The sequence below is a fragment of the Streptomyces sp. 4F14 genome (assembly GCF_048159485.1).
GTDB lineage: Bacteria > Actinomycetota > Actinomycetes > Streptomycetales > Streptomycetaceae > Streptomyces.
The window spans coordinates 1-335 of sequence record NZ_JBLRVY010000329.1 but is presented as its reverse complement, the minus strand read 5'-3'; the positions used below and the strand labels follow the sequence as shown (position 1 = coordinate 335).

1 protein-coding gene is annotated in these 335 nt (G+C 71.6%); it reads right to left on the bottom strand.

All coding sequences use genetic code 11. From position 1 onward, the window contains the following. The coding region (locus tag ACLZOT_RS50965; protein WP_416976113.1) for a pyridoxal-phosphate dependent enzyme at positions 1-335 on the bottom strand (335 nt) is incomplete at both ends.

Genomic DNA, 335 nt, shown 5'->3' with positions numbered 1-335 from the left:
CGCCGGAGATGATCACGCCGACCCGGCGCGGCAGCGGGCCCGCGCGGCCGGTGAGCAGGGCGGCGAGCGGAGTGGCCCCACTCGGCTCCACGACGATCTTCAGACGCTCGAAGGCGAACCGCATGGCGTCCCGGATCTCGTCGTCACTGACGAGCACGATCTCGTCGACCAGCCGCCGGTTCACGGAGAACGTCAGCTCTCCGGGGATGTGCAGGGCCTGTCCGTCGGCGATGGTGTGCGGCACCGGGATGCTGATGCGCCGCCCCGCCTCCAGGGAGCGCTTGGTGTCGTCCCCGGCCTCCGGTTCGACGCCGATCATCCGGATGCCCGGGTGC